Origin of the sequence: Enterococcus timonensis (genome assembly GCF_900104595.1) — a bacterium.
GTDB lineage: Bacteria > Bacillota > Bacilli > Lactobacillales > Enterococcaceae > Enterococcus_J > Enterococcus_J timonensis.
This window is the reverse complement of the sequence record NZ_FNVY01000004.1, coordinates 403,436-424,050: the sequence shown is the minus strand read 5'-3', so window position 1 is coordinate 424,050 and position 20,615 is coordinate 403,436. Positions and strand designations below refer to the sequence as shown.

At 36.9% G+C, this 20,615-nt stretch carries 22 protein-coding genes and 1 other RNA gene; 4 read left to right on the top strand and 19 right to left on the bottom strand.

Annotated features, from left to right (window positions below; genetic code table 11):
• Positions 1–62 precede the first annotated feature (62 nt).
• From BQ5341_RS06650 to BQ5341_RS06635, 4 genes are all read right to left on the bottom strand, one after another.
• Entirely contained in the window at positions 63–314 is a 252-nt protein-coding gene (locus BQ5341_RS06650; RefSeq protein ID WP_071131241.1) for a KH domain-containing protein, read from the bottom strand.
• 13 nt (positions 315–327) lie between these two features.
• Complete coding sequence (gene rpsP, locus BQ5341_RS06645) at positions 328–600, bottom strand: 30S ribosomal protein S16 (protein WP_071131240.1); 273 nt, start codon at positions 598–600, stop codon at positions 328–330.
• A gap of 117 nt (positions 601–717) precedes the next feature.
• On the bottom strand, positions 718–2,139 hold the full coding sequence (gene ffh, locus BQ5341_RS06640) for a signal recognition particle protein (RefSeq protein ID WP_071131239.1): 1,422 nt from the start codon (positions 2,137–2,139) through the stop codon (positions 718–720).
• A gap of 31 nt (positions 2,140–2,170) precedes the next feature.
• Complete coding sequence (locus BQ5341_RS06635) at positions 2,171–2,518, bottom strand: putative DNA-binding protein (protein WP_071131238.1); 348 nt, start codon at positions 2,516–2,518, stop codon at positions 2,171–2,173.
• 148 nt (positions 2,519–2,666) lie between these two features.
• On the opposite strand from BQ5341_RS06635, the gene BQ5341_RS06630 reads away from it, so the two are divergent.
• Both BQ5341_RS06630 and BQ5341_RS06625 read left to right on the top strand, forming a co-directional pair.
• Positions 2,667–3,293 carry an MBL fold metallo-hydrolase gene (locus BQ5341_RS06630; protein ID WP_071131901.1) on the top strand — a complete coding sequence of 209 codons (627 nt, stop codon included), beginning with the start codon at positions 2,667–2,669 and terminating at the stop codon, positions 3,291–3,293.
• On the top strand, positions 3,286–3,744 hold the full coding sequence (locus BQ5341_RS06625) for an ASCH domain-containing protein (RefSeq protein ID WP_106396182.1): 459 nt from the start codon (positions 3,286–3,288) through the stop codon (positions 3,742–3,744). The genes BQ5341_RS06630 and BQ5341_RS06625 overlap by 8 nt, the downstream gene beginning before the upstream one ends.
• A 22-nt stretch (positions 3,745–3,766) precedes the next feature.
• Here the strand turns inward: BQ5341_RS06625 and BQ5341_RS06620 are convergent, their stop codons facing one another.
• The 6 genes from BQ5341_RS06620 to BQ5341_RS06595 all read right to left on the bottom strand — a co-directional run bounded on the left by BQ5341_RS06620 (position 3,767) and on the right by BQ5341_RS06595 (position 10,457).
• Complete coding sequence (locus BQ5341_RS06620; RefSeq protein ID WP_083378627.1) at positions 3,767–6,154, bottom strand: ATP-dependent DNA helicase; 2,388 nt, start codon at positions 6,152–6,154, stop codon at positions 3,767–3,769.
• 62 nt (positions 6,155–6,216) lie between these two features.
• Positions 6,217–7,722: a carboxypeptidase M32 gene (locus BQ5341_RS06615; protein ID WP_071131237.1), complete on the bottom strand. Its 1,506-nt coding sequence runs from the start codon at positions 7,720–7,722 to the stop codon at positions 6,217–6,219.
• Complete coding sequence (locus BQ5341_RS06610; RefSeq protein ID WP_071131236.1) at positions 7,719–8,873, bottom strand: THUMP domain-containing class I SAM-dependent RNA methyltransferase; 1,155 nt, start codon at positions 8,871–8,873, stop codon at positions 7,719–7,721. Before BQ5341_RS06610 ends, BQ5341_RS06615 begins: the two co-directional genes overlap by 4 nt.
• A 64-nt stretch (positions 8,874–8,937) precedes the next feature.
• An RNA gene (gene rnpB, locus BQ5341_RS06605) (RNase P RNA component class B) lies at positions 8,938–9,297 on the bottom strand.
• A 117-nt stretch (positions 9,298–9,414) separates the two neighbouring features.
• Positions 9,415–9,789 carry a cell division regulator GpsB gene (gene gpsB, locus BQ5341_RS06600; RefSeq protein ID WP_071131235.1) on the bottom strand — a complete coding sequence of 125 codons (375 nt, stop codon included), beginning with the start codon at positions 9,787–9,789 and terminating at the stop codon, positions 9,415–9,417.
• Between the two features lie 143 nt (positions 9,790–9,932).
• Positions 9,933–10,457: an SLOG family protein gene (locus tag BQ5341_RS06595; RefSeq protein ID WP_071131234.1), complete on the bottom strand. Its 525-nt coding sequence runs from the start codon at positions 10,455–10,457 to the stop codon at positions 9,933–9,935.
• A gap of 79 nt (positions 10,458–10,536) precedes the next feature.
• On the opposite strand from BQ5341_RS06595, the gene recU reads away from it, so the two are divergent.
• Complete coding sequence (gene recU / locus BQ5341_RS06590) at positions 10,537–11,175, top strand: Holliday junction resolvase RecU (protein ID WP_071131233.1); 639 nt, start codon at positions 10,537–10,539, stop codon at positions 11,173–11,175.
• Positions 11,168–13,411, top strand: a complete 2,244-nt coding sequence (locus tag BQ5341_RS06585) for a transglycosylase domain-containing protein (protein WP_071131232.1) — start codon at positions 11,168–11,170, stop codon at positions 13,409–13,411. The genes recU and BQ5341_RS06585 overlap by 8 nt, the downstream gene beginning before the upstream one ends.
• 77 nt (positions 13,412–13,488) lie before the next feature.
• Here the strand turns inward: BQ5341_RS06585 and BQ5341_RS06580 are convergent, their stop codons facing one another.
• From BQ5341_RS06580 to BQ5341_RS06535, 9 genes are all read right to left on the bottom strand, one after another.
• Positions 13,489–14,049 carry an ATP-binding protein gene (locus tag BQ5341_RS06580; RefSeq protein ID WP_071131231.1) on the bottom strand — a complete coding sequence of 187 codons (561 nt, stop codon included), beginning with the start codon at positions 14,047–14,049 and terminating at the stop codon, positions 13,489–13,491.
• A 45-nt stretch (positions 14,050–14,094) separates the two neighbouring features.
• Positions 14,095–14,541 (bottom strand): GNAT family N-acetyltransferase, encoded by a 447-nt coding sequence (locus tag BQ5341_RS06575; RefSeq protein WP_071131230.1) that lies wholly within the window; start codon positions 14,539–14,541, stop codon positions 14,095–14,097.
• Between the two features lie 16 nt (positions 14,542–14,557).
• A complete protein-coding gene (locus tag BQ5341_RS06570) occupies positions 14,558–14,977 on the bottom strand; it encodes a cytidine deaminase family protein (protein WP_071131229.1) in 420 nt (139 codons plus the stop codon).
• A gap of 51 nt (positions 14,978–15,028) precedes the next feature.
• Positions 15,029–15,571, bottom strand: a complete 543-nt coding sequence (locus BQ5341_RS06565) for an HNH endonuclease (RefSeq protein ID WP_071131228.1) — start codon at positions 15,569–15,571, stop codon at positions 15,029–15,031.
• 90 nt (positions 15,572–15,661) lie between these two features.
• Positions 15,662–16,084, bottom strand: coding sequence for a GNAT family N-acetyltransferase (locus BQ5341_RS06560; protein WP_071131227.1), 423 nt, complete (start codon positions 16,082–16,084; stop codon positions 15,662–15,664).
• A 394-nt stretch (positions 16,085–16,478) separates the two neighbouring features.
• Complete coding sequence (locus tag BQ5341_RS06550; protein WP_071131225.1) at positions 16,479–16,997, bottom strand: ClbS/DfsB family four-helix bundle protein; 519 nt, start codon at positions 16,995–16,997, stop codon at positions 16,479–16,481.
• A gap of 241 nt (positions 16,998–17,238) precedes the next feature.
• The gene (locus tag BQ5341_RS06545) at positions 17,239–18,021 is read right to left on the bottom strand and encodes a hypothetical protein (protein ID WP_071131224.1); all 783 of its coding nucleotides are present in this window, start codon (positions 18,019–18,021) and stop codon (positions 17,239–17,241) included.
• 153 nt (positions 18,022–18,174) lie between these two features.
• Complete coding sequence (locus tag BQ5341_RS06540; protein WP_071131223.1) at positions 18,175–19,080, bottom strand: AbiJ-NTD4 domain-containing protein; 906 nt, start codon at positions 19,078–19,080, stop codon at positions 18,175–18,177.
• A 135-nt stretch (positions 19,081–19,215) separates the two neighbouring features.
• Positions 19,216–20,538 carry a cellulose synthase gene (locus tag BQ5341_RS06535; RefSeq protein ID WP_158661752.1) on the bottom strand — a complete coding sequence of 441 codons (1,323 nt, stop codon included), beginning with the start codon at positions 20,536–20,538 and terminating at the stop codon, positions 19,216–19,218.
• Between the last annotated feature and the right edge of the window lie 77 nt (positions 20,539–20,615).

Below are 20,615 nucleotides of genomic sequence, written 5' to 3'. Positions count from 1 at the left end.
TCCTCCTTCATTTACAAAACATTTACAAAAAAAAGAGTGCAGTTTTTCCCTGCACTCCCTTTTTATTTGCTGGTCCGATCTATTATATTCAAGCGAACTTTTTTTGGACCGTCTACTCGCACGGAGTAAACGATGGTGCGAATGGCTTTAGCCACTCGGCCTTGTTTGCCGATAATGCGGCCCAAGTCTTCAGGATTGACTGCTAAATTATATTCTAAAAAATCAGCCGACTCCACAACTTCTAAGCTCACTTCATCAGGAAAACTTACCAAAGGACGCGCGATATTTAAAACCAGCTCTTTGACATCTGACAAATCAAAAACCACCTTACTTAGTGTATTTTGCTTCGTGATGTTTCTTCATAATTCCGGCTGTAGAAAGTAAATTCCGAACAGTATCAGAAGGTTGTGCACCTTTTTGTAACCAATCAAGAATTTCTCCTTCTTGTAATTTCACTTCAGCTGGATTTTTTAAAGGGTTGTAAGTTCCAACTACTTCGATGTAACGACCATCACGTGGTGAACGAGAATCAGCAACAACGATTCTGTAAAAAGGAGCTTTCTTTGAACCCATACGTTTTAAACGAATTTTAACTGCCATTATTTGGCACCTCCATCATAATTTCTTAACGAAAATTAGTATAGCATCTTTTTTTAAGGGTGTAAAGTCTTTTTTCTTTACAGGGTGAAAAATTTTTGTGTTTTTTATCGGGATATTTTATTTTTTCTTTTTCTTTTTAGCTTTACCAGTTTTTTTCATATAGGATTTCATCGCCATTTTAGATAATTTTCCTTTGACTCCTTGGCCAAACATATTATCCATTCCCGGCATATTGAAATTCCCTTTTGTCATTTGTTGCATCATTTTTTTCGATTCATTAAATTGTTTAATCATCCGATTGACTTCAATAACTGAATTTCCGGAACCAGCAGCGATTCGGCGACGACGAGAAGGATTCAATAAATCTGGATTTTCTCTTTCGGCGGGTGTCATGGAAAAGACAATCGCTTTTTTGCGGTCAATGTCTTTAGGATCGACTTTAACATTTTCAATGCCGGGCATATTACTCATCCCCGGAATCATTTTCATTAAATCTTCAATTGGACCCATGCCCATGACTTGATCTAATTGCTCAATAAAATCATTAAAGTCAAAACTATTTTCCCGCATTTTTTCAGCGAGGTCTTGCGTTTTTTGTTCATCGTAATCGAGTTGCGCTTTTTCAATTAAGGTGAGCAAATCCCCCATCCCTAAAATCCGTGAAGACATCCGGTCTGGATAAAAAATTTCTAAATCAGTTAATTTTTCACCAGTCCCAGAAAATTTAATTGGTTTGCCGGTAACTGCGCGAATGGACAGAGCCGCCCCACCACGCGTATCCCCATCGAGTTTCGTTAAGACAACCCCGGTAATATCAAGTTGTTCGTTAAAACTTTCCGCCACATTGACGGCATCTTGACCTGTCATGGCATCCACAACAAGTAAGATTTCGTTAGGGTTGGCTAAAGCTTTAATATCTTTTAGTTCGCCCATTAATTTTTCATCAATATGCAAACGGCCGGCGGTATCGATAATGACGTAATCATTTTTTTGTTCGTGTGCTTGATTTAACCCTTGACGAACAATTTCGACAGGCGATACATCAGTTCCTAAATCAAAAACCGGCACCTCTAATTGTTCACCAATCACTTTTAATTGATCAATGGCCGCTGGACGATAAACGTCTCCGGCAATTAAAAGTGGACGGGCATTTTCATTTTTCTTTAGAAACTGCGAAAGTTTTCCGGCAAAAGTCGTTTTCCCGGCCCCTTGAAGACCCACCATCATAATGACGGTGGGAATTTTAGGATTTTTATTTAAAAGAACGGCCTCGCTACCTAAAGTAGCCGTAAGTTCTTCGTCAACGATTTTGACAATTTGTTGGGCGGCCGAAAGAGAGTCCAATACTTCTTGACCCACTGCACGATCTGAAACTCGTTTGGTAAAATCTTTCACCACTTTGTAATTGACGTCGGCTTCAAGTAAAGCTAGGCGGATTTCCCGCATCATTTCTTTAACGTCAGATTCCGATACTTTGCCTTTACGGCGTAATTTGCTCATGGCGCCTTGAAGACGCTGGGTTAAACTTTCAAAAGCCATCTGATTTCCTCACTTTATTTTATGTAGTTTTTTATTCTTCTTCTAAATCTTCTAGACGGTCGACAAATAATTGGAGCATTTCATCGTTAGGATAATTTTTGGTGGCGTAATTTTTAAGTTCCTGGAAAATTTCATCCCGCACTAAATAATTTGAATAGAGAGAGAGTTTTTTTTCATAATTTTCTAGGAGTTTACTGGAACGTTTAATATTATCATACACGGCTTGGCGGGAAACGCCATACATCTCGGCAATTTCCCCCAAGGAGTAATCGTCAGCATAGTAAAGCTCTAGATAATTCATTTGTTTTTCGGTAAGTAGCGTCGCATAAAACTCAAAGAGTGCATTCAGACGATTGGTTTTTTCGATTTCTTGATCCATCATAGCCTCCTTGATTCATTATTTGAACTTCCTTAGTATACCATGAAATAACCCGCCTGCCAAAGTACCTCAGCCCTATTGTCAGTAGTCTTGACCCTTAAAAATTGTTATAATGAATCAACAAGGAATGAAAATGGGAGCTGAATTTATGCGTATTATGCAAATTGTCACTGGACCGATGGCTGAAAATTGTTATTTGCTTATTGGCCAAGAAGAATTGTTAGTCGTCGACCCCGGTTCTGACGGAGAAAAAATTGTTGAAGAAATTAAACATACCGGCAAAATTGTGGCGGCAATTTTATTAACCCATGCCCACTTTGATCATTTTGGCGCCTTAGATTTTTTATTAAATGAATATCCGGTGCCCGTTTTTTTAAGTAGTAAAGAAGCGGCATGGCTACAAGATTCTTATTATAATTTATCGGAAATGTTTGGTGCGCCCTTCATTAGTGGCGCGGCGACGCATCCTTATCAGCCGATGATGGCGTTAGGTGAGTTTTCTTTTCAAGTGGTAGAAACACCGGGACATTCTTTTGGTTCTGTTAGTTTATTGTTTTCTGACTTTGCAATTGTGGGGGATACTTTATTTAAACAAAGTATTGGCCGGACTGATTTTCCTACTGGTGACAAAAATACTTTACTTAAGAGCATCACAGAAAAACTTTGTATTTTGCCAAAAGAGACTTTGATTTTTCCAGGGCACGGCGAAAATACTACGATTGGTTCGGAACTAATTGAAAATCCGTTTTTAACTGGGGGGAATTTATTTGAATAATTCATTATCCATTGAAGAATTTTGGCGGGATTTTACTATAAAAAACAAGTTACCTGAAGAGACACCTTACACTAGTTGGGCTTTTGGTGGTGACTCTCAGCAAGTAGATGAATTGTTAGATCTCGTGTTGCAAGGAAAAAAACGCGGCACCGCCTCTTACTACGATCTTTATCTGCTTGAAAAAGATGAATTTCCTAAAGTTGGCGAATATTCCGTCATACTAAATAGTGCCCAAGAAGCCAAAGTTGTTATCCAAACAAAAGTGGTGGAATTTATTTCTTTTCAACAAGTCACCGCCGCCCACGCTTATTTAGAAGGCGAAGGCGACAGATCATTGGCTTATTGGAAAAAAGTACACGAAGAATTCTTCACTAAAGAAGCCAACAGTTGTGGCTTACCTTTTCGTAAAGAAGCTTTAGTCGTTTATGAAATTTTTGATGTTGTTAACTAGAAAAAGACTGGGCAAAATTTAATTAATTTTGCTCAGTCTTTTTTTGCTGCCAAAATGCTTGCGCTCCTTCTTGTAAACCCAGAGCATTATGGGCCACGCCCACCTGCCAATCAACTGGCAGTAATTTTTGATAGTCAAGTCGTAAAAAACGCGCATCTAATAAAAAAATCAAGCCATAATCTTCTGGTGTGCGGATGACCCGTCCTACTGCTTGTAAGACTTTATTCATCCCTGGTAATTGATAGGCGTAGGCAAATCCTTGGCCATTTTTTTCTTGGTAATAATTTTTTTCAAGGTCTAATACAGGATTGATTTGCGGTAAACCTACCCCCACAATCGCGGTACCAATTAATCGTGTCCCTTTTAGATCAATCCCTTCTGAAAAAATACCACCTAAAAGAGCAAAAGCGACTAAACTTTTATTCGTCTTTTTTTCGGGATTTTCTTTAAATTGCTCCAGAAATTCTTCCCGCTGTATTTCAGTCATTTCCGGTTCTTGTTTTAAAAGGATAACCTTTTCATTGTACCTACTCGAAAAGGCCTCATAAATTTGCTCCATAAAAATAGTCGACGGACAAAATACGAAATAATTCCCTGTTTGACTTGTCGCTAAAAAATAAATCGCATCGACAATTTTCTCGATATTTTCAGCTCGTTTGTAAAATGTCGTTTCGATATAATCGGCAATAATCACTTGCTGGTGATCTCTAGGAAATGGCGAGGATAAAGAAAAATGCACCGGCTTCACAGCTCCCAGGCGCTCTTTAAAATAATCCATTGGACTCAAGGTCGCTGAAAATAAAATACTACTATACGCTTGTTGGTGGCGTGCTTCTAAGAATTTAGCCGGATCTAAACAAATGATTTTAACTAAAAAATCATAGCGATCCGTTTCTATTCCTAATACAAATTCCTCATCAAATAGTTCCCCAATTTTTAAAAATCCTCGCGCTTCAAAGGTCCAATCTAGTACTTGTTGCTGTTCATTAAATTTCTTGGTGGGCAAATATTCTAGTAAAAATTCTACTAAAGGTGTTAGGACCTCCATTAATTCTAGCCAGTTTTCCTTTTGGGTGGCAAAAACCACTGTTTGTTCTTCCTTTTTTTCTTTTAAAAGTTTAACCACCTTATTAAATAAGCGCCGGCCTTTTTTAGTGAAAGAATTGGTTTCAGGAATTGTTTTAAAATACTTCAAAGCCGCCTGCGTTTTTTTTAAAGAAAGAGTGGCTGAATACATTTCTTTAGCTCGGCTAACCAAATTATGCGCTTCATCTACTAGCAAAAGGGGCGCATTTTTTTCTGTGACTTCTTCAAAAAAGCGCCGCAAATAAACTAGCGGATCGTATACATAATTGTAATCACAAATCACCACTTGGCAAAAAAGAGCAATATCTAAAGAAAATTCAAAAGGATCTAAGGAATGCTTTTTGGCGTAATTTTCAATAACTGGCCGCGTGATGAAATCTTCATTGGATAAAATATCCCATAGTCCTTCATTGACGCGGTCATAATAACCAATTGAATAAGGACTTTCATGAGCTTCCAGTCCATCTGGTAATGGAAAACTAATTTTATCTTTAGCCGTAATAGTGACGGTTTTAATTTTTAAACCGGTACGATGCATGGCTAAGAGTCCTTCTTCGGCGACAGTGCGGGTGATGGTTTTAGCGGTGAGGTAAAAAATACGCGGAATTTTTTTGGCGGCTAAGACTTTTAACGCTGGAAATAAAGTGGAAATCGTCTTACCGGTTCCTGTTGGCGCTTGTAAAAATAATTGTTTTTGACTCATAACCGATTTATAAACAACACCCATCAACTGGTGTTGGCCTTTGCGATATTGAGGGTAAGGAAAAGTCATTTCTCCAATGGTTTTTTCGGCTGTTTCTTCAAATCCTTCTACCAGACGATACCATTTAGCATATTGATCTAAGATGTCCGCTACAAAATCCGCTAATGCCTCTTTAGTAAATGTGCGGCGGGTGACTTGAATATTTTCCGTTAACACTTCAAAATAAATCAGGTCACAAGCTACTTGTTCTAGATTTTTTTCACCAGCTAAAAAATAGGCATAGAACATTGCTTGGGCAAAATAAAGATCAACTTGCTTTTCCGTCAAGGTTTCCCACTCATCTTCAGAAGTTTTTATTTCGTCAACGACCCAAAGAGCGTCCTCTTCATATAATCCGTCAATTCGCCCACGAATTAGAAATTCCAACTCCGAGGCTTTATATGTAAATTTTACCGCCACTTCTTTTTGATAATTGGGATTGGCTTTTTGCTTTTGCCCTTGCAAACGGCGGTGAATTTTCGCACCCATTTCCGCTGTGTGTTGTGAATTTTTTCCAGAAATTAAGTCGCCAGTTTTCATAATAAATTCCACTAAATTCCGGACAGAAATTTCTTTTTCCACGATTTTTTCACCTCCCGTTAAAAAAAGACCGCAAAAATCCGCGGCCTTCTCCTACTTTACTTTTATTTCACTTGATAAACATCAAAATAAATTTTTTGCAAATAATTTAACAAATGTTGGGGATTCAACTGCTGGCCACAAGCTTGTTCCATCAGCCAATTTGGTTGTTTGCTAGCGCCATATTGGTGAATTTTTTCAGTATTCCATTTAACAATGGGTGAATAATCATCTGTCAATAAAATTTCTTCCACGTCTTGATCCTCATTCATCGCGTCATATAGTTGCGCGGCATACATGTAGCCTAATGCGTAACTTGGGAAATAGCCAAAGCTTCCACCAGACCAATGGACATCTTGCAAGACACCTTCTAAATCATTTGCTGGTGTCACACCAAGATATTCTTGGTATTTTTCAGCCCAAACTTTAGGCAAATCAGCCACGGCTAAGTTTCCATTAAACAATTCTTTTTCAATTTCATAACGAATAATAATATGAATCGGATACGTTAAAGGATCGGCTTCAATTCGAATCAAGGAACTTTTCGTTTGTTTCATAGAACGATAGAAATCTTCAAAAGAAATATCAGCGAAAGTATCGCCAGTGATTTCTTGAAACATCGGATAATTGGTTTGCCAAAAGTTTTTAGACGAGCCGATAATAATTTCATTAAACAGCGATTGCGACTCGTGAATACCCATCGAAACGCCGCCGGAAAGATTCGTATAATCAAATTTCGGATCGACATTTTGTTCATAAACGCCATGACCCGCTTCATGAATAACCCCAAAAGTAGCCATCATAAAATCGTGCTCATCCCAGCGAGTGGTAATCCGCGCATCCAAGCGATTAATACCGGTCATGAATGGATGAATCGTATCATCTAAACGGCCGCGCTTAAAATCATAACCAACTTTTTCAGCTAGCGCTCTAACAAATTGTTGTTGTTGTTCTTTTGAAACGAATCGGTGCAAGAAATCGATCTCAGGTTCTGTTCCCTTTTCTTTTAACGTTTGGCGAATTTTAGTAATCCCTGCTAACAATTGCGCAAAAACTTCATCTAAAATTTCTACTGTCATGCCTGGTTCGTATTGATTTAATAACACATCATACGGCGTTTTTTCATCTTTTTGCCACAACGGAATAAACTGTTTTAAATGCGCGACAATTTTTTCTAGACTAGGAGCAAAAATTTGAAAGTCTTTGGCTTTTCGAGCTTTGGCCCAAGCACTATAAGCTTTCGAAACGTCTTTTTGGTAAGCGACATAATCGTCTTGATCAATTTTAGCAAAGAGATCAAAATCTTTTTTCGCTTGTTGATAGACGGATTTTCCTACTTCAGAAAGTTGGTCTTGATGATTTTCAAAATACGTCAAGAAATTTTTCATATCAGAACCATTAGCCGTTTCAAATCGTAACTCAGTCAATAAACTATTCATTTCCGACCGATACTCACTGGCAGCTTCTGGCATACCTGTTTGTTCGTCCCATTCTAAAAGCGCCAAAGAACGATTCAACAAATCTTCCTTTTTAATTAACGCTAAAAAATCAACTTCAGTTACTTGACTCATTGTACTCCTCCTCTTTTAGGACGGCTGCCCCAAAATTGGAATAAATCCGTTCGCAAGGCGCCGTTATATAATTTTCTTTTCTTAGTTGCCCGCATGCCGTAAGCTTTTTCGAAAGTTAAATCACTAGTTAAAATATATTTGCTCCAAGTAGTCATTGGACGGAAAACTTGTCCAAGTTCTTGGTATAATTTTTGGACATTAGCCTCTTCACCTAATCGTTCGCCGTAAGGAGGATTAGCGACCATTACGCCATATTCTTTATCTGTTTTAAAATCTTTCACTGCTAATTGTTTGAACGTAATATGTTCCGCTACGCCCGCTTCTTCAGCGTTGCGCTTGGCAATTTCAATCATAGAGCCATCAATATCAGAACCGGCAATGTCTAAAATAATATCGTAATTGACGGCTTCATCAGCTTGGGTCCGCGCATTTTCAAAAATTTCCGCTTCAAAATAAGGCCAGCTCTCGCAAGTAAATTCACGATTACTACCAGGCGCAATATTAGCTCCCAACATCGCCGCTTCAATACAAATCGTTCCTGAACCACAAACGGGATCGACAAATGGTCGGTCAAAATGCCAATTGCTTAAAATAACTAAAGCGGCGGCCATATTTTCTTTTAAAGGTGCGCCACCTTTTTCTTTACGGTAGCCACGTTTAAATAAAGAAGGACCGGTTGTGTCTAACGTCACCATCACATGATCTTTTAAAATCGAAACTTCCAATTGAAATAAAGCGCCAGTTTCTGGCAATGGCACTGAACTTGGACGGTGATAAACAGCTTTTAATTTTTCAACGATGGCTTTTTTAGTAATTGCTTGCACGTCTGGTGTTGAAAAAAGAGTGGAGCGGACTGATTTTCCAGCGACTGGAAATTCTGCATCCATTGGCAAATAATTCTCCCAATCCATCGCTTTAACGCCTTCAAATAATTGATCAAAAGTTGTAGCTTCAAATTCGCCGACAATAATTTTTACCCGGTCAGCGACCCGTAACCATAAATTTGTCTTGGCAATAGTTTCTTTGGTGCCGACAAATCTGGCACGACCATTTTCTACTGTATTATCCATTCCTAAATGTTGTAATTCTTTTCCCACTAACGCCTCTAATCCAGCGCCACAAGTGGCTAATAAATTAAAATTCTCTTTCATAATTCCCTCCATTTTAAAAAAAACCTTCCCGCAAATTGCAAGAAGGCAAACCTGATTTGTGATTATCTGTAAGCCATGTTCTGTCCAGTGTTTTTCCAGGTAAAAAAACACGTGGGTAATTATCTATCTCCGATTTCTCGTCTCTTCATCCGTTCATTTCCGTAGAAAAGCGCCCCGACCATTGTTTGGGTTGCTCGCTCGAGGGGTTTACCGCGTTCCACCGTCTTCGTTTCCAAATACGCTTCGTCACTGTGGCACTTTCAAGAATACTCATCCATAGTTGCCCTTAGGATTTTTTTCTGCCGTTACCTATTAAGGTACCTTAGCTTATGGTTTCGCTAAGCACGAACACTACCGACATCTCAGTCGGTGCGAGCATGGACTTTCCTCAGCAAAATAAATTTTGCCGCAATTACCTAATAATCACAAAATCATTATTCAATTTATCCAATCAATCCGTAACGGCGACCGTTACATAAAAAACATGATTGCTTCGTTCCTAGTTACAATATACTAAGCCATTGTTAATTACAAGATATTATTAAAATTGCTTCGTCTTTTCTAAATCATTATCGCGACTATTGTCGGCAACTTCTTCATCTAATTTTTTTCCGAAAACTTCTTTTTCTAAATTAGATAAACGTTTCAAAATATCAAAATTCGTTACGGCGTTCGTTGCTTTTGGCACATCTTTTTGCACGCGGCTCATGGTTTGTTGAGCGCGATTCAATTGATCGATTTTCGCTGACAAACGTTCGTTATCTTCTCTTAATAAATTTAATTCTTTGTTGTACGCTTCATAATCTTTAATGACGAGGTCTAAAAATTCGTCCACTTCATCTGGATCGTAGCCGCGCATTTTTTGTTTGAACTCTTTTTGCAAAATATCTTTAGCACCTAAGTTTAATTCTGGCATAATCATCCCACCTAACCACGATTTAATAAAATCTTTTACTCAGTATCTATCATAGCAAATTTTCGTCAAAAAAAAAACATCGAATCCATTAAATTTACAATTGTTTTAATGTTTTTTGACATTTTACAGTCACTTATAGTAATTTAATAGCTTTCAAAATTCTGCAAATCATCAAAAGAAATGGTGGACAGCTGATAATTCTCCTGTTTGAGAGCTTCTTTATAAAAAAATTCCGTCTTACCAGGAAATTCATCATCATAAACTAAGATGGCCCCGTCTGTATGTTGCAGCAAAAATTGCGTGTGATTTTTTAACTGTCCGGGATTTTGATACGGCGCATGACTGACTGAATCGACAAAATCAGCCTGGGCCTCGACGGCGATTTTTTTTTCTTGATTATTTTCTTTCCACTGGCTACCAAAATCTTTAAAAGGATAAATAATTCCTAGTTTTAACTCTGGATACTCTTCTTTAAGGCCCGTTACGACACTTGCCGTCCACTGTTCTACACCGAGATTTCCGGAAATAATCACCCATTCGAGCCCTTCTTCTAGTTGTTCTTTCAAATTACTTTTTAAAACTTCTTTAATTCGAGTGATTTTCGGGTCATTTTCTTGAAAAATACTCAATTCAAAGCTACGATAACCCGAGACGTACAGATTTTTCATAAAAATTCCTCCCTCCCCTGATTATTTGTTATAATTCTAGATGAAGCAATTAAAATCGCCCAAAAAAGCAGGTGAAAAGATGACCATCCATTATCCAAAAGGCGCCGCCTCTCCTCTTCATTTTCCTAAACAATTGCCAAAAAAGCAAGGCCCAGTTTTAAGAAAAGCGCCGACGAATTTTGCCAATCGGGGGATGAATCTTGAAGAAGCGATTAATGATAGCAACGCCTATTACTTAGCGAAAAATTTGGCGGTGGTTCATAAAAAACCAACCCCATTGCAAATTGTCAAAGTGGATTATCCGAAGCGCTCGGCAGCGGTGATTCGTGAAGCTTATTTTAGCCAAGCTTCTACTACCGATTACAACGGCGTATTCAATGGGTATTATTTAGACTTTGAAGCTAAAGAAACAAAAAATAAAACTAGTTTTCCGTTGAAAAATTTTCATCAACATCAGATTGACCATTTTAAAAACTGTCTGGCGCAAAAGGGAATTTGTTTTGTTTTGCTTTATTTTTCAACTTTAAATCGTTGTTTTTATTTAGCAGCTGAAGATTTAATTGTTTTTTGGGATCAACAAGTTTCTGGCAAAAAATCAATTCCCTTACAGACGATTGAAACGCTCGCCACTGAATTACCCGAAAAAATTGCCCCACGTATTCCTTATTTATCTGTGATTGAAAAAATGATTGCCCAAAAGGAGGCTTTTCATGAGTGAACAAACACGCACTTCTCGTAACGCTCGTTCGCAACACAAACCGGTGAAAAAAAAGAAACGCAAACTTTGGAAAAAAATATTATTAATTCTTGTGGCGATATTTGCTCTGGCAATTTTAGCCGGCGGGTTATTATTTGCCTATTATGTCAGAGATGCACCCGAACTTGATGAATCCAAATTAACCGACGCTGTTTCCACCAGATTTTTTGATCCAGAAGGCAATCTTTTAGCTGAACTAGGCGCAGAAAAAAGAATCCAATTAAAATCTAGTGAAGTGCCTCAAGTGTTAGCCGACGCTGTTATTTCTGTAGAAGATAAACGGTTTTATCAACATCCCGGTATCGATCCAATTCGAATTGTTGGCTCTGCTTTAGGAAATTTGCGGGCCGGTGGTATTACTGGTGGTGGCTCGACTTTAACCCAACAGTTGATCAAACTTTCCTTTTTCTCCACCAAAGCTTCTGACCAAACATTAAAACGTAAAGCCCAAGAAGCGTGGCTCGCTTTAAAATTGGAACGAGAAAAATCCAAAGAAGAAATTTTAACTTTGTATATTAATAAAGTCTATATGGGAAATGGGATTTCCGGCATGGGAACCGCCGCTGAAACATATTACGGCAAACCCGCCAGCGAACTAACGACTGCTCAAGCAGCTTTACTGGCAGCTATACCCAATGCCCCTTCTACTTTCGATCCGTATGTTCATCCTGATAATGCCAAAGAGCGCCGCGACATTGTCCTTTCCACCATGTTAGACGCCGACAAAATTTCGCAAACCGAATACGATGAAGCAGTCGCTACTGATATTTCTGACGGCTTGCAAAGTTTAAGTGATTTAACTGGCAATAGAAAATATATCGATAACTATTTGACTAGTGCCATTGATGAAGTGCAAGAAAAAACGGGCCTTGATCCTTTCACCCAAGGGATGGATATTTATCTAAATATCAACTTGGAGCAACAAATTAATCTTTATAATATTGTTAACGATCAAGAAATTGTCGCTTTTCCTGATGATCAAATGCAAGTAGCTTCGACTGTTCTTGATCCGACGACCGGCGCTGTTGTGGCCCAAATCGGCGGCCGAAAAGTGGCCGACAATGTGCAATTTGGTTTAAACCGTGCTACTAACGATGGAACAAATGGTCGTGATGTTGGTTCCACGATGAAACCTCTAATTGATTACGGACCAGCCATTGAATATTTAAATTATTCCACCGCCAAAACAATTGTCGACGAACCTTATCAATATCCCGGCACTGATTTATCCGTCCAAAATTATGATCGCCGCTATTTAGGCACGATTACGATGCGCCAAGCGTTAACTGATTCTCGTAATGTGCCGGCGGTAAAAACATTGATGGAAGTCGGCGTTGATCAAGCAGATGAATTTTTACAAAAATTAGGCATTCACTTAGAAGAAATTCAAGGAGGATCTGCGATTTCCGGACCATTATCCACTGAACAATTAGCTGGTGGATATGCCGCATTTGCTAACGCCGGTATTTATTCCACACCATTTTATGTCAATAAAATTATTTATCCAGACGACACCGAAGAAATATTTGCCCCAGAATCCAGCCAAGCGATGAAAGATTCCACCGCCTACATTATGACGGATATGTTAAAAGATGTTGTCTCAAGCGGGACCGGAACTACGGCCGCGATTCCTGGATTAATTCAAGCTGGAAAAACGGGGACTAGTAATTATGACGCTGAAGTTTATGATCAAATTAAAGGCGACAAAGAAGGCGTGCCTGATGTGACTTTTGTCGGCTACACGCAAAATTATGTAATGTCAGTTTGGACAGGTTACGATGATTATTTCCAAGCGATTCCTTCCAGCTATCATTCGGTAGCCGCTTCGGTTTATAAAAATATGATGGCCAAACTTGCCGAAAATGTTCCGAATACAGATTGGGAAAAACCAGACAGCGTTGTTCAAGTGGGAAATATTTTGTACGTGAAAGGATTTGAACAACAAGTTCGACCTTCATCGACACCAACAAGTTCCTCGGCGTCCACTACTCCTTCTGTACCAACTCCATCCAGCAGCTCAACCCAAGAAAGTTCAGTTGTGGAAAGCAGTAGCGCACCGGAAACCTCGTCTAGTGTCACTGTCCCTAGTGAGACCGTGCCAAGTTCCGAACCAGAAACTTCAAGCACACCAGAAGAAGTCACACCACCAGCAGGCGGAGGTGGCGATCTGCCAGAAGAAGAAGTCCCCGCAGCTTAAAAAATAAAGTGCCTCACAAACATTAGATTTTAGTCTAATGTTTGTGAGGCACTTTTTGGCTTACGATATAAAATTAATTACAATTCAAATTTTTCTTTGATCATGGTCGCTACTTTTTGAGGCGACAGATTGCTATTATTGATGCGCAGATAATTTTCTTTTTTGATTTCTCCATCTATTGAATTCAGGCGGTATTTATTTTCTGTCTCTCTAAAAAATTTTTCCGACTGAACAATATTGCGCTTCGTGGATTTATTTAAAAGACGATTTTCCGTTTTGTTGCGCTCAATCCGCAAATCAAAATCAGCTGAAAGTTCTACGAAATAAACTTCCGCGCCTCTTTCTAAAAACAATTTTTCGATATTTTCGATATAATCCTCATCTTCTGGACAATCAAAGCGCCACATAAAAGTGAAAATCATCCCGTATTCGTCAGTTTTGGAAAAGGCATCGAAAATCTCATGGCGAAATAATTCTTTTAAGCGGTCAAACTCTTGCGGTGAGCTGCTAAATAATTCAGAAATTGGATCAATGGTCATATGGTTATGGAATAATTTTAAGCCGGTTTCCTTGGCTAACTCTTGTCCCACCGTCATTTTCCCTACTGCGTGCGGCCCGATAATTATGACTAACTTCATGCAGATTTCCCTTTCATAGACAATTTTTTTTTAAGAATTGAAATTTTATTTTTCCATCAGAAAATTGGTTAAAGAAATACCATTTCTAATAACTTGTTGTTCTTTTATCACCCGATAGCCTCGGCGCTGAAAAAATAGTTTGGCTGTAATTGATGCATGGGTTGTAATGGGACCAGTCGGAATACTTTTTTCTAATTCCGCACAAATGGCCGTTGCAATTCCCTGGTTTTGAAAGTCTTTATCCACATACAACCGGTCAAGATAACCTGTATCATCAATATCTCCAAAGCCGACGATTTTATTATTTTTAACAGCGACTAATGTAAAATGATTCAAAAATGATTGATTCCACTGGTTCAAATCAATCGCTCCGGTTGCCCAAGCGTTTAATTGTTCTTTCGTGTAATCCTTGGCATTGACCGAGTGAACTGTCTGATAAAATAATTCGGCCATTTCAGTACAATCAGCTGTCGTGTATCTTCTAAGCAACATTTTTAAAATTATCCTATCACTCTGCCTCGATGAGATTAAGCATTCTTTTTGTCCCCCACCAATCAGGAACAAGTTCTTCGAGAGTCACCGTTTTTTTATTATCATAATCAACTAAAATTTCCATTTGACCGCTGTTTTTATCCAGCTGCATTAAATATTCCCGGCAAGCACCACAAGGAGAACCGACGCTACCATCTCTCATAACACAAACGAGTTTAACAATTTTACTTTCGCCGTTGGTAATCATGTTGGCAATCGCATTACGCTCAGCACACATGCCAAGCGTGCACGCCGTATCAATACAAACGCCCGTATAAATGTTTCCTTGATCCGTAAGAATGGCCGCCGCCACCCCACCAGCTTCAATGAATGGCGTAATCATTCTAGGATTTAGTTTTTCTTTTGCAAGTTCATATAATTCATTCCAATTGTTCATGTTTTAAACTCCTTTTATTTTTTAAAAGTATTTCCAAAGCCTTAATTTTAACTATAATCTCAAAAGATTAGGTTGTGGAAATTGATATGGTAGTAAATCTATTCTAAATAATCTGTTATTATTTTCCAGTTGGTCAATTGGAAAATCTAGTTTCTCAGCTTCTTTTAAATTAATAAAAGCTAACTTCAAATATCGTCTTAAAACTAATATTGGTGGAAATTCATTTCGCTTTTGATACCAAACAAGTAGATCATTTTTATTTTTTGAAGAATTACAAGTTTTACAAGCATACATGATATTATCCCCTGTATCTTTACCTCCAGAGAACTTTGGTATTATATGATCAAGAGTCAACTCGTTACTGCCACCACAATAACAGCAACTAATGTTATTAAGTTTATACTTCTCGTCGTCGTACAAAGAGGCGATGTTCATATTACCTGTACATAATCCTTTATATAGTTTTGCTCTAATCATATAGTCAGCTACTTCATACTTTTCACGAGAATTTTTCAATGCAACGTGGGCCATAGCCATATTGGCATATCGCCAATATAAATATTCACCGATAGTGGCAAACTCTTTTTCCTTCAAAATTCGACCAACCCCTATTTATTCAATAAGATTACACCTACTATTTGTTTTTTACACTCAGTATTTTAGTAAATTAATAGGCACTAAAACTTACTCTCCACAAACCATCATATATTCTTTTTCACCAGTTTCTTCATCTATTTTTTCAGATTGGATAGTGAATTTTTCTCTTTGATAGAACTTTATTGCTTGAGTATTTTTTTGATAGACACTCAATGTTAACTGTTTTTTTATGCTCTTTACAAAATCAAGGAGTTGCTTACCGATACCACTGGATTGGGCATCACTACAAACAAAAATGCCTGCCACATAATTATCACTTAAGCCGATAAATGCTTGTATTTCATTTTTATCCTCGTAGACATAAACTTCAGCTTGCAAAAGCATTTCCTTAACTATTTCAAAATTTTCATTCCAATACTGTTTAGAAATGAAATTATGAGCCGAAATATTCGTATCTAGCCAAATATCTGCGACTGTGTTTAGATCTGCGTTCTGCATTTTTCTAATCATGATCTGTTCTCCTCTCGTAAATAATCTTGGTACTTATTGCTCTAGAGCTCAGCAATTTTCTTAAAATAAACTAAAAAAGGTAAATAACAAGCAGCACTTGTTATTTACCTAAGAGATGAAAAACTAGTTCACATATTGGACTAGCATAATTTTCTAGTGACTTACTTCTAGGCTTTTGTCAGCAATGTCACGCTTTCCACATGTTTTGAGAGGAATTCATAGCTGTCAAAGGACAATTTCCATTTTCCTTTTTTACTTAATTCTCTTTGAGGGAACATATCCATTGTGGACTTGCGTATGTGGGAAGATATCCAAGATTGAACCTTGTATGCAGGAACATATCCAGATAGGATTGTACTTATGAGAATAGTTTGCCAAGTAACTGAACTTAGTTTCATAGTGCTATCTTTTTCCATTTTCTTATCTTGGTTCTAAAAGTCCCAAAAGGAGCAACAGTATTAACGTGAATAAATTTATATACTTCCCATACTGCTGTTTTTGTAGCTTCATCAGCCCACTTTCTCATATGAGGTAAAAATAATTCTTCATCACTTAGTACATCAATCATTTTATTGATTGAAATAACATTTCTGTTTAGCCTATCCTTTAACTCCTCTAAGGATAAATTTGCATAGGTATCTGAAAACCACTGATATAATTCACCAAGCTGATTCCACCTAAACATATCTGATGGTGTCTTTACTGTTAAGCCATTTTTCTCATCGGCTTCCCATTGCAGGAGCAATGTTGTCCAGCCAACTTGATAAGCAAGGTTTTCAGATGGTGTTCTGTCAACTTCGTCAACGCTTTTGTCTTTCAGTGATTCTGGGATATTATTAAATTCAGAAATATACTTTTCAAAACTTTTATTTATCTCAAATTTTAGCTCTTCTTTATCTTTATATGTTCTCATAATACCTCCTGTTATTAATACAAGGTCTAATTGATAATAATCTTTCTAGAAAAATAGAATAATTACGATGGTAAACCTCTTGAACCTCTATGGCTCAAATTTGTAACATAAATGAAATCGGGGAATTAATCCACTGATGGCTTTCGTATGTGGGAAGCTATCAGTTCCTTTATCCGATTTGAAAAAATGCCTCCGACAAGTTGGAATCATGTTTGTCCCGAAAAACTTGTCTACTCAGTTTTTATTCCAGCAAAGAATGTATTACTTTAACAATGGTCAATCCGTAATCAACAAAGAAGCTTTTTTGTTCTTCCGAATAGGTTTTTCTTTCCGATATTGCATCATCTGTGGCATGCCTAAAACAATGCATTTTCTTTCTATAGCTTGTTACTACATCGTTAGAAATATAATCAAAACAAATCGTAGAATAATCAAGTGTAAGAAACTTACCGTTCTTCTTTAATAAACTTTCTATTAAATTTGCTATCTCTGCAAGTTTTTCATCTGTACTCATATTATTGAATGATGCTTGTCGGTTTGATATCTCAATAAACTTTTGATTGATTGAATCATCTATATCAACATAGGTTGTTTTCTGTTCAAATGTCAACCTTGCAACAAATGTTCTTCTGACAGCATATCGAACAGTCCCATTATCATCATCTCCCTCTGCAATAATTCTGTTTCTAATTTCTCCATAAGTAAAGTCACTAGGTGCAACAGGTGGTCGTGCCAATAATCTAGGAAATTCTTTTATCACATATCCTACTTTGTATAAATAATACGATATGAGATAAAACCAACATTTATTTTCACTACCAGAAAAATCTACATCTGGCTGGCATAGTTCCCTAAACTTTTTTATCGATTCCTCTGCATCATACACCTCAAATTCATAATCCTCTACTTCCGTATAACCACTAAATACATTGTAAACATTATTAACGTTCTCAATCGAATCGTAAAAACGATAATGATATTCATCCTTTTGTATATTTTGGAAGTAAAAATCTTTTAAATCCATACTGTCACTCCAATTCTTTTGATCAATTTCGTAATGCATCTTCAGATAATCATCACTACAAATTCTAATTTATAAAGTTACTCGGGCTCATTACCGCACTTTATTTCATCACCATCTGGTAAAGTCCAAAGCTCGATGATACAAGCATTATCCTTAAACAAGATATTGTATTGCTAAAGCAATTAGTGATAAACACCGATTAAAAAGATAATCGTAGTAGCGGATATCGGTGATATCAATCTTATTAGTTTCATGATGACGAATGCGGTATTTATTTCCTATATCTGTCAAGGTCTTAAATTCAGCATTAAATAGATCTACAAACTTATCATTCCCGTTTGCCATATCATTCACTATTTTTTCTGATGAATGTTTCTTATCTAATGTTGTATAGTAAGTTTTTAAGCGTTCTAATGCATCCCATATCTTTTCAACTGAATCTTGCCGAGCTGCTGGGTTTGGTGTTTTATATAATGCAACGGCATCTTTCAACAACTCTCTTGAGCCTTGCTCATGTACCGATGTAAAAGATTTTTCTATTTCCGCTGTAAGTGGACTGTTCTCAACAATTCTTGCAATAATCTTTTCGTCCGTAAGTTCATATAACAACCCAGACTCAGAGAATATTTCATTTATTGCCTCTTGGAAATTTGCAAATACATCTGAAGAATCATGGCAATCTATCGTTTGGTAGTTTCGGTATCTCTCATTATTCCATCGTTCTGAGATATCCTTAATATTTTGTGCAAAGAACTCAATAAGGTCTAAAAGCGAATATTGATCGTATTCATCTCCATATTGCGGTGTGCTAATTCTGTTATACTCATCACGAAAGAGAGATGGTATTCTTATCTTTATTCTTGTTGCGAATCCGTTTTCATCAAATGCAATATAGTCGCTATCAGTAAAGTCGTGATGACAATTTAGAGCAAAAATATGTGTTAAATTCTTTTGATATCTTTTGCAGCAATCTAAGAGCAATGAATACATATCTCTGTTAATAGAATATGTCTTTTCCTGCGGTGCTCTTATACCATGTCTTTCAGAGTATAATCTCATAAGCCATCTCCTCATAAATTTGTTTTATATATTAAGCCACTAAAATGACCATCATTAATTTAGAATCTGTTTTCGTGGGTTAATTTCATCACTGAACAAGTTCCAATATCGAAAAACTACACTAAAAGTTCTTATTTACCAATAATACTTTTCTTCTTTTAAGAATTTATTTTTTTCTTCATCAGATTTGTAATGTTCTCTTTTTCCCAAAAGTTCGTCCTCAGCTGAGATTGTAGGATCAATCCAATCGGCCTTTCTTGACATCCACTCAATGGTTTCTTGATCAGCTTTATCACTATCTTTCAGTATATCTACAAACTTCCTGATTTCATCGGCAAGCTTATAATCTGAAAGCATATTTAGAAACTCTCTTGTTTTCTTCTTTTCTTGATCTATGCGTTCTTGAAGCATTCTTGCTTTTTGCTTTTCTTCTTCACATTTACGTTGTGCTTCTTCCCAATCTTCCCTTTGAGTACGAATTTCGAAATAACACTGATAAAACAGAATCACTATTTCAGGGAGCATGTCTTCCAATTTATTCGATTTTGTATCTTTAATATATTTACCATTTGACATCTTAATTCTTAATAATCCATTGGGTATGTAGTCATATTTTCGAATATTTGGCTTAGAGACATAGCTGTGTCTCTTTACTTCATCATTGTATTTAACTAGCTGCTGTGCTTCTTCTTTGGTTAATTCGTGGTTTACTTTGTCTGTACTCTCAATAACTTCAAAGCTTACAATATCCTTACCAATTTGAATTCTTAAATCATCTATTATTATTTCTCCTAGTTTTTCAAAAATTGTACAAAGCATATCTAATATTCTATAAAGTCTAGGTAGCTGTTCCTTGGATACATCCTTAATAAATTTTGGCTGAGACAAATCATTTCTTTGATATCTTGGATCATAATAATCTCGTTCAGATGCTTTTACTCTTTTATTCCAAGCAATAATGCTTTCTTTATAAGTAATAACTTTTTTATGAAGTCTTTTGCTCTCACTAATTTCAAATTCAGACAAAATTTTTATAATAGAGTCTTTCTTCTCCCTCTCTAAGAAATTAAGAGAAGAATATAAAGTGTCCCTATCAAATAAGATCTTTACCTTGTTGACAGTTTTATTCTGATTAGAATCAGTTTCAAGAGTTTTCTCGGTATTAATTCTTTTATCTTTCTCAAATTCTACAACAGTCTCTTTTTTCTGAATTCTACTTCTCTGTTTCTCTACTTCAATATCACTTATTTTAGAATCAGGAAGTGGAGTTATTAAATTGTCTATATCTAAACCGTGCTGTCTATTATAAAAATACTTGCCACCAGGTAAAGGAATGCTGATCTCTTTGCATTGGTTTAGTAGCTTCTGATAGTTTAAACTATATTTAATAGCAACTTGACGAGCACTAGTTTCCCATATCTCTTTATACAATTGTTCTCTAGTGAACTTCATCATCATTTGTACCACCATCCTTTCCTTTTGACCTGAATTTCAAGTTCGCATTTTTATATTTTCCTAGCGAAAACGCATACTCA